Source organism: Dactylosporangium aurantiacum (assembly GCF_000716715.1).
In the GTDB taxonomy this organism is placed as follows: domain Bacteria; phylum Actinomycetota; class Actinomycetes; order Mycobacteriales; family Micromonosporaceae; genus Dactylosporangium; species Dactylosporangium aurantiacum.
Genome location: NZ_JNYJ01000068.1, coordinates 19335 through 33358, shown reverse-complemented (window position 1 = coordinate 33358; position 14024 = coordinate 19335). Strand labels below are relative to the sequence as shown.

5 protein-coding genes are annotated in these 14024 nt (G+C 76.5%); all 5 read left to right on the top strand.

Going from position 1 to position 14024, the window contains the following annotated elements; genetic code table 11:
* Window positions 1–8639, top strand: an 8639-nt coding sequence (locus tag OP18_RS46310) for a type I polyketide synthase (protein ID WP_033366406.1), incomplete at its 5' end; no start/stop codon positions are given.
* A 104-nt stretch (window positions 8640–8743) separates the two neighbouring features.
* The gene (locus tag OP18_RS46305) at window positions 8744–9556 is read left to right on the top strand and encodes an AfsR/SARP family transcriptional regulator (RefSeq protein ID WP_033366404.1); all 813 of its coding nucleotides are present in this window, start codon (window positions 8744–8746) and stop codon (window positions 9554–9556) included.
* A 115-nt stretch (window positions 9557–9671) separates the two neighbouring features.
* Window positions 9672–10700 (top strand): terpene synthase family protein, encoded by a 1029-nt coding sequence (locus OP18_RS46300; protein ID WP_033366402.1) that lies wholly within the window; start codon window positions 9672–9674, stop codon window positions 10698–10700.
* A gap of 80 nt (window positions 10701–10780) precedes the next feature.
* On the top strand, window positions 10781–12298 hold the full coding sequence (locus OP18_RS46295) for a class I SAM-dependent methyltransferase (protein ID WP_052388367.1): 1518 nt from the start codon (window positions 10781–10783) through the stop codon (window positions 12296–12298).
* A 94-nt stretch (window positions 12299–12392) separates the two neighbouring features.
* A complete protein-coding gene (locus tag OP18_RS46290; protein WP_033366400.1) occupies window positions 12393–14009 on the top strand; it encodes an FAD-binding oxidoreductase in 1617 nt (538 codons plus the stop codon).
* The last annotated feature ends 15 nt before the right edge of the window (window positions 14010–14024 follow it).

Here is a 14024-nt window from a genome sequence, read left to right as displayed (position 1 = left end):
ACCGCCCCCGCCGCGCCGCCATCTCCTCCTTCGGCATCAGCGGCACCAACGCCCACCTCATCCTCGAACAACCCCCCAACCAACCCACACCAACCGCGCCGCCTCCGGCGCCGGCCCTGCCCGGGCTGCTCTCCGGCCCCTCGCCGCGGTCGCTGGCCCGGCAGGCCGGGCAGCTCGCCGCCCACCTCGGCGGGCGGGAGCTGACCGCCGCCGAGGCGCACACCCTCGCCACCGTGCGCGCCCACCACACCCACCGGGCGGTGTTCCACGGCGCCGCCGCCCTCACCGCGCTCGCCGAGGGCCGCACCGACGCGCGGCTGGTCACCGGTGCCGCCCGCGACGGCCGGCTCGCGTTCGTCTTCGCCGGGCAGGGCGCCCAGCGGCCCGGCGCCGGCCGCGAGCTCTACGACACGTTCCCCGTCTTCGCCGCGGCGCTGGACGCGGTGTGCGCGCGGCTCGACCCGCTGCTCGGCGGCCCGCTGCGCGACGTGATGTTCGCCGAACCCGGCACCGACGGCGCCGAGCTGCTCGCCCGGACCGCCTGGACCCAGCCGGCGCTGTTCGCGCTGGAGACGGCCCTGTTCCGGCTCGTCGAGTCCTGGGGTGTGGTGCCCGACTACCTCACCGGCCACTCCATTGGCGAGCTCGCCGCCGCGCACGTCGCCGGGGTGCTGAGCCTGGACGACGCGGCGGTCCTCGTCGCCCACCGCGGCCGGCTCATGTCCGAGCTGCCGGTCACCGGCGCGATGGCCGCGCTGGAGGCGAGCGAGGCCGAGCTCGCCGCGTACCTGCGCGAGCACGGCGGCGACGCCTCGATCGCCGCGGTCAACGCCGAGCGCTCCGTCGTGGTCGCCGGCGACGTCGCCGCCGTGGCCGCGGCCGGCGCGCACTTCGCGGCCCTGGGCCGGCGGGTGCGCCGCCTGGCGGTCCGGCACGCGTTCCACTCCCCGCACGTCGACGCGGTGCTGCCGCGGTTCCGGGAGGTGGCCGAGCGCCTGACGTACCACCGGCCGGCCGTCCCGATCGTCTCCGACGTCACCGGCCGGCTCGCCGACCCGGCCGAGCTCGCCACCGCCGACTACTGGGTCCGGCACGTGCGCGAGGCGGTCCGCTTCGCCGACGCCGTCGGCACCCTCGCCGGCCTCGGCGTCGGCCGCTGGCTGGAGCTGGCCCCGAACCCGACGCTGGGCCAGCTCGTCCGCGACCATCCGGCGGCCGCCGGGCACCCCGTCGCCGCCACCCTGCACCGCACCCGGCCGGAGCCGGAGGCGCTGCTCACCGCGGTGGCGACACTGCACGCCGGCGGCCAGCCGGTCGACTGGGCAGCCGTCGCACCGGGCCCGTACCCGGTCGCCGACCTGCCGACGTTCGCCTTCGAGCAGGAGTCGTACTGGTACCTGCCGGAGCCGCCCGTGGCCGCCGCGTCAGGCACGCCAGGTGACCCGGCGCCGGCCCGCCACCGGGTCGTGTGGCGCGCCACGACCACCGCGCCCGCCGCACCGGCCGGCCGCTGGCTGGTCCTGGCACCCGCCGGCGCCGCGGCGGCAGCGTGGGCGACCCGTCTGCCCGAGGTGCTCGGCGACGCCGGCACGGTGCACGTGACGTCGGTCGAGCAGCTGCCCGCCGCGCTCGCCGCGGCACCGGACCGCGGGGTCGTGTCGCTGCTCGCGCTCGCCGACCCCGCCGGCACCCTGGCACTGCTGCGGGCCGCGGACACCGCCGGGCATCGCGGTCCACTGTGGATCCTCACGCAGGGCGCGGTCGCCGCGGTCGGCACGGACCGGCCCGTGCCGGCCCAGGCGCAGGTGTGGGGCCTGGGCATCACCGCCGCCCTGGAGCTGCCCGCGCTGCGGGTGGCCCTCGCCGACCTGCCCGCCCTGCCGAGCGACGGGGCGCTCACCGCGCTGCGCGCCGCGATCGGCGGCGGCGAGGACCAGGTCGCGATCCGCGGCGCCACGGTGTTCGCCCGGCGGCTCGTCGAAGACACCGCGGACGCCGGGCGCGCCGCGAGCGGCCCGGACGCCGGCGGCCGCGCGTGGCGGACCAGCGGCACGGCGCTCGTCGTCGGCGGCACCGGCGGGCTCGGCCGGCAGGTCGCCCGGCGGCTCGTCGAGTGCGGCGCGCGCCGCGTCGTTCTCGTCAGCCGGCGCGGGCCCGCCGCACCCGGCGCCGACCAGGCACGGGCCGAGCTGACCGCGCTCGGCGCCGAGGTCGCCGTCGAGGCCTGCGACGCCGCCGACCGGGGCGCCCTGTCCCGGCTGCTGCGCCGGGTCACGGCCGGGCACGGGCCGATCCGCACCGTCGTGCACGCCGCCGGCACGGTCGCCGACACGCCGCTGCGTGCCCTGGACGCCGACGCCTTCGCGGCGGTCACCGCGAAGGTCGCCGTGGCCGCGAACCTCGACGCGCTGCTCGGCGGCGCGCCGCTGGACGCGTTCGTGCTGTTCACCTCGATCGCCGGGGTGTGGGGCAGCGGCGGGCAGGCCGCCTACGCGGCCGCGAACGCCGCCTGCGACGCGCTCGCCGCCCGGCGCCGCGCCCTCGGCCGCACCGCGACGGCGATCGCCTGGGGCGTGTGGGCCGGCGACGGCATGGCCGCCGACCCGGAGCTGGCGGCCGGCCTGCGGCGGCGCGGCCTGCGCCAGATGCCGCCGCCCGCCGCCCTGGACGAGCTGGAGCGCGCCCTCGCCGCCGACGAGACGCACCTGGTCGTGTCCGACGTCGACTGGCCGCGGTTCCTGGGCCTGTACCAGGCCGGTAGCCCTCGCCCGCTGATGGCGGAGCTGACCGGCGCCGCGCACCGCACCGACCCGCCGCCGGCACCGGACACGCCGACCCCGGCGTGGCAGCGGGAGCTGCTCGGGCTTCCCGAGGCCGGACGGTCGGACGCCGCACTGGACCTCGTCATGCGGCGCACCGCGGACGTCACCGGCCGGGCCGCCGACCGCATCGACGCCGACCGGCCCTTCCGCGACCTCGGGTTCGACTCCGTCCTCGCCGTCGAGCTCAGTGCCGTGCTGAGCGCCGAGACGGGGCTGCGGCTGCCGGCCACCCTCGCGTTCGACCACCCGACCCCGGCCGCCGCCGCGGCGCACCTCGCCGCCCTTGTCACGCCGGTCCCCCAGCCCGAGAACGGACCCGAGAACCGGCCCGAGAACCGGCCCGGGACCCGACCCGAGAACCGGCCCGGGACCCGACCCGAGAACCGGCCCGGGACCCGACCCGAGATCCGTCCGGAGCCGCGACCCGAGGCGCCCGCCGCGACGCCGGTCCCGGCGGCCGCCGAGCCGATCGCGATCGTCGGCATGGCCTGCCGGTACCCCGGCGGCATCCACGACCCGGAGGACCTCTGGCGCACCGTCGCCGGTGAGATCGACGCCACCGGCCCGTTCCCGACCGACCGCGGCTGGGACGTCGAGCGGCTCTACCACCCCGACCCGGACCACCCGGGCACCTGCACCACCGACCGCGGCGGATTCCTGTACGACGCGGCCGACTTCGACCCCGCGTTCTTCGACATCACCCCGCGGGAGGCCCTGGCCACCGACCCGCAGCAGCGGCTGCTGCTGCAGCTGGCGTGGGAGGTGTGCGAGCACGCCGGGGTCGACCCCGGCACCCTGCGCGGCAGCGACACCGGCGTGTTCGTCGGCGCCTGGTCCCAGCCGTACGGCGGCGGCATGGGCCACGGCGCCGCCGGCAGCGAGGGCTACCTGCTCACCGGCACCACCGGCAGCGTCGCCTCCGGACGCATCGCCTACACGCTCGGGCTGCAGGGCCCGGCCGTCACCGTCGACACCGCCTGCTCGTCGTCGCTCGTCGCGGTCCACCTGGCCGTGCAGGCGCTGCGCTCCGGCGAGTGCGAGCTCGGCATGGCCGGCGGCGCCACGGTGATGGCCGACCCGGGGGTGTTCACCGAGTTCAGCCGGCAGCGCGGGCTGGCACCCGACGGGCGGTGCAAACCGTTCGCGGCCGCCGCCGACGGCACCGGCTGGAGCGAGGGCGCGGGCCTGCTGCTGCTGGAGCGGCTCAGCACCGCCCGGGCCAAGGGGCACCGGGTCCTCGGGCTCATCCACGGCTCGGCGGTCAACCAGGACGGCGCCAGCAACGGCCTCACCGCCCCCAACGGCCCCGCCCAGCAGCGGGTCATCCACCAGGCACTCGCCGCGGCCGGGCTGGACGCGCGGGACGTCGACGCGGTCGAGGCGCACGGCACCGGCACCCGGCTCGGCGACCCGATCGAGGCGCAGGCGATCATCGCCACCTACGGCCGGCGGCCCGCCGACCGTCCGCTGTGGCTCGGCTCGATCAAGTCGAACATCGGGCACACCCAGGCCGCCGCGGGCGTCGCCGGGATCATCAAGATGGTCCAGGCGATGCGCCACGGTGAGCTGCCCCGCACACTGCACGTCGACGAGCCCACCCCGCGGGTCGACTGGTCCGCCGGCACCGTGGCGCTGCTGACCGGGCACACGCCGTGGCCGCGGCGCGGCCAGGGCCGCTACGCGGCCGTGTCGGCGTTCGGCGTCAGCGGCACCAACGCGCACGTCGTCCTCGGCGAGGCGCCGCCACCGGCCGGCCGGGCAGCCACCGGAGAGGACGTCCGCGAGGACACCGCCCACCCGCTGCCCCTGCCGCTGTCGGCCCGCTCCGAGCCGGCGCTGCGCGCCCAGGCCGCCCGGCTCGCCGCGTTCCTGCGCGCCGAGCCGCGGACGCCGGCCGCCGCGGTCGGGCACGCCCTGCACACCGGCCGGGCGCTGCTGGAGCACCGCGCCGTCGTGCACGCCGACCCCGCCGACCTGCCCGCGGCGCTGGACCGCCTGGCCGCCGGCGACACCGGCCGCGGCGTCACCACCGGCCGGGCGACCGGCGCGGCGAAGGTGGCGGTGCTGTTCTCCGGCCAGGGCGCCCAGCGCGCCGGGATGGGGCGCGAGCTGCACGCCGCGTTCCCGGTCTTCGCCGCCGCGCTCGACGAGCTGTGCGACCTGCTCGACCCGCACCTGCCGCGGCCGCTGCGCGAGGTGATGTGGGCGGCCGAGGGCACCCCGGAGGCGGCGCTGCTGGACCGCACCGAATACACCCAGCCCGCGCTGTTCGCGTTCGAGGTGGCCACGTTCGCCCTGCTGTACTCGCACGGGGTCCGCCCAGCCCAGCTGCTCGGCCACTCCATCGGCGAGCTGTCCGCCGCCTGCGCCGCCGGGGTGCTGTCACGGGCCGACGCGGCGCGGCTCGTCGCCGCCCGCGGGCGGCTCATGGGGGCGCTGCCGGACGGCGGCGGGATGCTGTCGGTCCGCGCCGGCGTCGACGTCGTCGCCCCGATCGTGGCCGCGTTCCCGGGCCGCGCCGACATCGCCGCGGTCAACGGGCCGGAGTCCACGGTGGTGTCCGGCGACGACGACGCGGTCGCCGCGATCGGCGCCCGGCTCGCCGCCCTCGGCCACCGCACCCGGCCGCTGCGCACCAGCCACGCGTTCCACTCCCCGCTGCTGGAGCCGATGCTGGACCGGTTCCGGGCCGTGGCCGCGGAGCTGACCTGGCACGAGCCGGCGATCCCGATCGTGTCGAACGTGACCGGCGCCGCGGCCCGCCCGGGCGAGCTGACCGACCCGGAGTACTGGGTCCGGCACGCCCGCGGCACCGTGCGGTTCCACGACGGCGTGCGCGGCCTGCCCGGCCTCGGCGTCACCGCCCTGATCGAGGCCGGCCCCGACACCGCGCTCACCGGGCTGGCCCGCGGGTGCCTGCCCGGAGCCGACGCGATGCCGATGGTGGCGGTCCGCCGGCCGCGGCACCCGGAGCCGGCCGGCTACCTGGCCGCGCTCGCGGCGCTGCACGTGCACGGGGCCGCCGTCGACTGGACCGACCTGCACGCCGGGTCCGGCGACACGCACGTGGAGCTGCCCCTGTACCCGTTCCAGAACCAGCGGTTCTGGCTCGACGCGCCGCGGCCGGACCAGCGCGACGCCGACGCACCCGGGCACCCGCTCATCGACGCGCTCGTGGAGCTCGACGACGGCGCCCTGCTGTACACGGGCCGCATGTCGCTGCGCGGCCAGCCGTGGGTGTACGACCACGTCGTCTTCGACGAGATCGTGGTGCCGGGCACCACCTGGGTGGAGCTGACCGCGTGGGCCGGCCGCGAGGTCGGTTGCCCGGTCGTCGCCGAGTTCACCCACGAGTCGCCGCTGCTGCTCACCCCAGGCCGGGTCGTCGACCTCCAGCTGCGCCTCGGCGCGCCGGACGGCGACGGGCGCCGCACGGTGACGCTGCGCTGCCGGGCCCGCGACGGCGCGGCCCGCAAGGACTGGGTCGCGCTCGGCCGCGGCGCCCTCGCCGCGGGCGAGCCGGTCGCCGGGGCCGGCCCCGACGACCTGGCCGCGTGGCCGCCGGCCGGCGCCGAACCACTGGACGCGGACCGGTTCTACGACCGCCACGACGAGCTCGGCTTCTACCACTGGGGCGCGTCGTTCCGGTCGCTGCGCCGGGCGTGGCGGCGCGGCGAGGAGCTGTTCGCCGAGGTGCGCTACCCGGACCGGTGCGACTTCGGCGGCTACGACCTGCACCCGGCGTTCTTCGACGCGACCATGCACGCGCTCGGCCTGGACCGCATCAGCGAGGACCTCACCGGGCTGCTCGCCGACCGCGGCGGCGACACCGAACGGCCCCGCATCCCGTTCGGCTGGCGGGGCGTGCGGCTGCACGGCCGCGGCACCCGGTCGCTGCGGGTGCGGCTCACCCCGTCGGCGGAAGGCACCACGATCGCCGTCGCCGACGAGGCCGGCCGGCTGGTCGCCGACGTCGAGGCGGTCGCGATGCTGCCGGTGTCGATGCAGCAGCTCAAGGCGTCGCTGACCGCGCCGCTGCACGAGTCGCTGTTCCACCTCGACTGGTCGCCGCTGGCGGTCGGCGCCGCACCGGACCCGGCCGGGTTCGCCGTCGCCGGGCCGTCGGCGGCCGCGGTGGCCGCCGCGGCCGGCCTGCCGCCCGCCGCCGCGCACCCCGACCTGACCGCGGCCGCCGGCGCCGGCACGGTGCTGCTGCCGTGGTGGGACGGCCGGGACCTGACCGAGCTGCTCACCACCGTGCAGGGCTGGCTCGCCACACCCGGCGGTGACCGTGGCCGGCTGGTGCTGCTGACCCGCGGCGCGATGGTGACCGGCCCCGGCGACACCGTCGCCGACCCGGCCGCGGCCGCCCCCTGGGGGCTGCTGCGCTCCGCGCAGACCGAGCACCCGGACCGGTTCGTGCTGTGCGACGTCGACACCGACCCGGCGACCCTCGCCGCGCTGCCGTCGGTGCTCGCCGCGGCGGCCGCGCAGGGCGAGCCGCAGGTGGCGATCCGCGCCGGGCAGCCGCTGCGCCCGGCCGTGACCCGGGTGCCGGCCAGCGCCGGCGCAAACACCGGCACGGCCGCCGGGCAGCTGCTCGACCCGGCCGGGACGGTCCTGGTCACCGGCGGCACCGGCACCCTCGGCGGGCTCCTCGCCCGCCACCTGGTCACCGCGCACGGCGCCCGGCACCTCGCCCTGGTCAGCCGCGGCGGCACCGCACCGGCCGGCCTCGTCGAGGAGCTCACCGGGCTCGGCGCGTCCGTCCGCGTGCACGCCTGCGACATCGGCGACCGCGACCAGGTCGCCGCCCTGCTCGCCGGGATCGGCCCGGACCTGACGGCGGTCGTGCACGCCGCCGGCCTGCTCGACGACGCCGTCGTCACCCAGCTCACCGGCGAGCAGCTGGCCCGGGTGCTGCGGCCCAAGGTCGACGGGGCGCGACACCTGCACGAGCTGACCCGCGACCTGCCCGTCCGCAGCTTCGTGCTGCTCTCCGCGGCGGCCGGCGTGCTCGGCGGGCCCGGCCAGGCCAACTACGCCGCGGCCAACGCGTACCTCGACGCCCTCGCCTGGCACCGGCAGGGGCTCGGGCTGCCCGCGACGTCGCTGGCGTGGGGGCTGTGGGAGCGGCCCAGCGGCGTCACCGCCCACCTCGGCGCCGCCGACCTGCACCGCATCGCCCGCTCCGGCATGCGAGGGCTGGGCGACGCCGAGGCCCTCGAGCTGTTCGACGTCGCGCTCGCCACCGGCGCGGCCGCGCTGCTGCCCGCCGCGCTCGACCCGGCGGCGATCCGCGACGCCGGCACCGTCCCCGCGCTGCTGCGCCGGCTCGCCCGCACCGCCCCGGCAGCGACGGTCGCGCCGGTGCCGGCGGCGGAGGAGCACTTCGCCGACCGGGTCGCCGCGCTGCCCGCCGCGAACCGGCACCGGGCCCTGGTCGACCTGGTCACCACCCACGTGGCCACGGTCACCGACCACCCGGCGCACACGGTGGACGTGCAGCGGCCATTCCGGGAGCTCGGCTTCGACTCCCTGATGGCCCTGGAGCTGCGCAACCGGCTGGTCCAGGTGACCGGCCTGCAGCTGCCGCCCACGCTCGTGTTCGACCACCCCACGGCCGCGCTGCTGGCCGAACGGCTCAGCGCGCTCCTGGCACAAGTACCCACCGGGGAACGGGCCGCAGCGGCCACCACAGCGGCCCCTACGGCGGCCCCTATGCCGGTGCCGGCGGCGGCCGCGGCGGAGGGTCCGCAGGGGTCCGGGATCGAGCTGATGGATGTCGACGAGCTGGTCCGGCTCGCCCTCGGCTGACCGGTGAGCAGGGGCGGGTAGGGGTACCAGCGCCGCCCGCCCCTTCCTACGTTGTGTTCGGGAGCGAAAACGCGTCTCCCGGACCGCATGACGGAGGCAATCGCATGAGGTACGAGATTCTCGGGCCACTGTGCATCATCGACCGGGGACGCCGCACCAGCGTCGGCAGCCGCAAGGTGCAGACGCTGCTGAGCACCCTGCTGGCCCGGGCCGACCAGCTGGTCACCAGGGAGCAGCTCATCACGGAGATCTGGGGTGAGCATCCGCCCCGGCGGGCGTCGGCCGGCCTGCACGTGTACGTGTCGCAGCTGCGCAAGGCGCTCGCCGACGGCGACACCGACGGCACGCCCGCCGGCCCGTCCGGCGGCCCGGTGGTGACCCGCGCGTCCGGGTACGTGCTGGACGTCAGCGACAGCGAGATCGACGCCCAGCAGTTCACCCGCCTCGCCGAGGAGGGCCGCCAGCAGCTGCGCGAGCACCGGCCCGAGGCCGCGCGCGCCACCTTACGGGCCGCCCTCGACCTGTGGCGGGGCCCGATCCTGGACAACCTCAGCCCGGGCCCGATCCTCGACGGCTACCTCACCTCCCTGGTGGAGACCCGCCTGGAGTGCCAGGAGCTGCTGGTCGAGTCGATGCTCCAGCTCGGCCGGCACCGCGAGCTGATCGCGCCGCTGCAGGGGCTCACCGCCGCCCACCCGCTGCGGGAGGCCTTCTACCGGCAGCTGATGCTGGCGTTGTACCGCTCCGAACGGGCCGGCGACGCGCTGCAGGTGTTCCAGGTGGCGCGCCGGGTGCTGCGCGACGAACTGGGCCTGGAGCCGTGCTGGGCGCTGCAGGACCTCCAGCGGGGCATCCTCGCCGCCGACCGCGTCCTGGACCGCGTGCTGGACCGCGTGGTGCTCGAAGTCGCGGCGTAACAGGCGGACCCGGGGTCCGCCGATGACCACCGCCCGCCGCAGTCCCGGCCGGCCGTTGCGCTCCGCCCCGCCGCGGAGCGACACGCCGGCGCCGACACAAGATACGGAAGCCGCCATGCCCGACTCCAGCCCGCCGCCCACCGGCCGTCACCTGTACCTGCCGGAGCTGCCCCGCCTGATCCCGGTCGCCTACCACGCCAACGCCGTGCAGCTGGAGACCGCGTCCAACAACTGGGTGCGGCGCTTCCTCGGCGACTGCTTCGCCGGCGAGGAGGAGCTCCTGCGCTTCCTGCGCCAGCGCAACGGACTGTACGGTCCCTTGACCGTGCCCGAGGGCGAGCCGGCGAAGGTGCTGTGCGTCTCGGACTGGTACCAGCTCGTCAACGCCATCGAGGCCATCGGGGCCGGGTCCCTGCTCGGCGGCGTGGTGGCCGGCGTCAAGGACGGTGCCGGCGCGGGCCAGCCGGGATCGGCGTACCTCGACGCGGCGCGGGACCTGTTCGGCCGGATCGTCGTCGGGCTGTCCCAGGCCCAGCGTCAGCGGCTCGACCAGGGGCTGGCCGCCCTGCACGCCGAAGTCGTCTCCCCGGTGCCGGCGCTGCCCTCGACCGACGTGCCCGACCTGGACACCTGCCTCGACCGCCGGGCGGCGCGGATGCGCTACCGCGTCCTCGGGCTGCTGACCGAGTTCGCCGCCGAGGTCGACATGACCCCCTTCATCGGCGCCCACGAGTTCCAGCAGCTGCACGCGCACGCCTGCCGGCAAATGATCATCGTGTCGGACCTGCTGTCCTACCGCACCGCTCAGCGCAAGACCACCCCGATGAACGCGGTGCGGCTGCTCAACGAGCGCGACGGCCTGCCCCTGCAGGACGCCGTCGACCGGCTCTGCGCGCTCGTCGAACACCACGAGCGCGCCTACATCGCGGCCCGCAGCCGGATCCTCGCCAGCCCGCTCGGCAACCACCCGGACACCCGGGTGTACCTCGTCGGCATGGACCACCTCGTCGCCGGCAGCCAGGAGTTCGCCTACATCACACCCCGGCACTTCGGTGACGGCGCGGTGTGGGACGGCACGCGCTCCGGCTGGTACAGCGTCGACGAGCCGGTGACCCGCCTGCACGGCACCGACGACCACTCCTGACGGCCGGGGACCGGCGAGCCCGCGCGGGCCGCTCCTCCGGCCGGGCACCACCCACTGTCGCCTTCCGGAGGAGGAGCACCATGACCACGTATCCCACCGAACCGCTGCCCCGGCTCGCCGCCCTCGACGGGCTGCTCGCCGCGCCCGCCGGACGCGTCCCCGAGCGGCTGCGCGGCCTCGCCGCCGACCTCGGCATCACCGGGACCGCCGCGGACCCCGACGCCGCGCACGACCCCGACGCCGCCGAGCCCGCCGTGCCGGCGCTGATCGCCGCGCTGCGCACCACGACCGGCCCGCGCGGCGCCGCCGTGGCGCTGCTGCTCGGCCTGCTCGCCGAGGCGCCCGGCGAACGCGTCCGCGCGGCCGTGCACCGCGGGTTCACCGACTACCTCGAGGTCCTCGCCGAGCGCGGCCGCGACTCCCGCGCCGAGCTGCTCGCCCTCACGTTCCTGGTGGCGCACTTCCCGCAGGAGCGCGACGCCGTCCTCGCCGCGACCGCCGGGCTGCCGCTGCCCGCCGGGGACCGCGCGCGGCTGCGGCGCTGCCTCGACCCGCTCGACCCGCAGGACCCCGAGCTGACCCGGATCTGGCCCGACCCGACGCACTGGCGCGCCCTGCCGCCCGCCGAACGCGAGTTCGACCGGGCCTGGATGGTGCAGGCCCCCGCGGGCATGATGCGCACGGCGTACGAGCTGGACACGCGCTCCCTGCTCGCCTACAGCGGCGCGAAGGCCCTGTGGGCCGCCGAACACGGCGGCGAGGAGCCCACCGGCACCGACCCCGACCTGCGGCTGCCCGCCGCGACCGCCGGTACCGGCCCGGCCTACGCCGCGCACCTGGCCGCGATGCGCTGCCCGAGCTGCGAAGGCGGGCTCGTGCTGGACTCCGGCGCGGTCGCCTGCACCGCCTGCGGCACCGTGTTCCCCGCCGACGGCGGCACCGTGGACCTGTCCCTGGGCGTCGGCGACCCGCACGAGCCGATGACGAAGAACGTGCCGCTGTGCTACAGCGAGATCCGCTCGGCGTTCCTGCGGTGGAAGGGCACCAACTGGGGCGGCGCGGTCAGCGTGCAGGACGAGGACGAGTACCTGCGCGGCGCCGTGCGGCCGGTCGACGGGCCGATCCTCGACCTCGCCGCCGGCACCGGCCGGTGGACCGCCGTGCTGGCCGAGACGCACGGCGCCGATCGGGTCATCGCCCTGGACCTGTCCGCGGCGATGCTGCGCCAGGTCCACGCCGGGCTGCCCGACGTCGCGACCGTGCGCGGCAGTGCCCTGAACCTGCCGTTCCGGGACGCGTCGCTCGGCGCGGTCAACATCTGGAACGCCCTGCAGTCCCTGCCCGACCAGGCCGCGGCGATCGCCGAGGTCGGCCGCTGCCTGCGACCCGGCGGCACGTTCACGCTCATGACCTTCCGGCCCTCCACCGACCCGCTCTACCGGGTGTTCCAGACCGCGCCGTTCGGTGTCATCCCGGTCGCCCTGTCCGCGCCCGAGGATCTGCGCGCGTGGCTGACCGCGGCGGGGATGACCCTGGTCAGCCAGTGGACCCCCGGCTCGTTCGTCTTCATCACCGCGGTCCGCGACCAGATCGGTTAGGGGCCGCTAGGGGTTCGGCCCCGAACGATCTCTCCATACCTTGAAACCCGCCACAGTTCTTGGACTGTCCACTGAGGAAGTGGGGTATCAACCCATGTCCAGCACCTTATCCCGGCGTACGGTGATCGCCGGCGCCGCCGCCACCGCGGCCGGCGTCGCCATCGCCGACCCGGCCGCGGCCGAAACCGTGACCGGCGCCGCCTGCCCGCCCGCACCGCCGTCGGTGGTCGTGCCACCGGGCGACGCGCGCTACGGCGACCTCGTGCGCAACTGGAACGGCCGCTTCACCGGCAGCCCCGACTACGTCCAGGTCGTCAACACCACCGCCCAGGTCGAGCAGGCCGTCCAGGCCGCCGTGCGGTCCGGCCGGCAGATCGCGGTGCGCAGCGGCGGGCACTGCGTCGAGGGGTTCGTCACCGACCCGGCCGTCAAGGCGCAGATCGACCTGTCCGGGCTCAACGACATCTCCTTCGACCCCCGGTACAACGCCTTCTCCATCCAGCCCGGCGCGACGCTGCGCGACGTGTTCAAGCGGCTCTACACCGAGTGGGGTGTCACCGTGCCGGGCGGCTCCTGCCCGTCCGTCGGCGTCGGCGGCCACTTCGCCGGCGGCGGCTTCGGCGCCCTCGCCCGCCGCAACGGCATCGTCCCGGACCACATGTACGGCGTCGAGGTCGTCACCGTCACCGCCTCCGGACGGGTCAGGACGGTGCTGGCCACCCGCGAGCGCGACGATCCCAACCGCGAGCTGTTCTGGGCGCACACCGGTGGTGGCGGCGGCAACTTCGGCGTCGTCACCCGCTACCTGATGCGCAGCTGGAACGCGACCGGCACCGACCCGACCCGGCTGCTGCCGGCCCCGCCGAAGGCCAGCCGGACCATCAACTACATCTTCCCCTGGCCGGCCCTGCCGGAGCCGGCATTCGTCCAGCTGCTCACCAACTACATGGCCTGGTACCTGCGCAACAGCGCGCCGGACTCGCCGTTCACCGGGCTCAGCGCCTCACTGATCGCGCCGCACGTCAACACGTACCCCTTCCTGCTCATGACCGTCGTCGTGGACCCCACGGAGGCCAACAGCGCCGACCTGGTCGCCGCCTTCAAGTCCGCGGTCATCGACCCGGTCGGCGTCCCGGTCGTGCAGGAGGCCACCATGCCGTGGCTGATGGCCACCAACAAGGCCGGCTTCGCCGACACCGGCGACGTGGTCGGCCGCCGCAACAAGGCCAAGGGCGCCTACCTCAAGGGCCTGTACACCCCCGAACAGCTGTCCGCCACGTACCGTTACCTGACCGCCACCCCGTCGATCAAGGCACCGCTGGCGGCGGTCATGTTCAACCCGTACGGCGGCCAGGCCAACGCCCTGCCCGCCGACGCCACGGCCGTCCCCCAGCGCGACTCGGTCCTCAAGGTCCTGCACACGGTGCACTGGGACGGCGCGGCGCTGGACGCGCAGATGCTCGGCTGGCTGCGCGACTTCTACCGGGAGGTGTACTCCGCCACCGGCGGCGTCCCGGTGCCCAACGCCGTCACGGACGGCTCGTTCATCAACTACGCCGACGTCGACCTGGCCGACCCGGCGCTCAACACCTCCGGCGTGCCGTGGTCCACGTTGTACTACAAGGAGGCGTACCCGCGCCTGCAGCGCGTCAAGGCGCAGTGGGACCCGACGAACGCCTTCCGCCACGCCCTGTCGATCCGCCTGCCGTAGCCGTCACCACGTTCG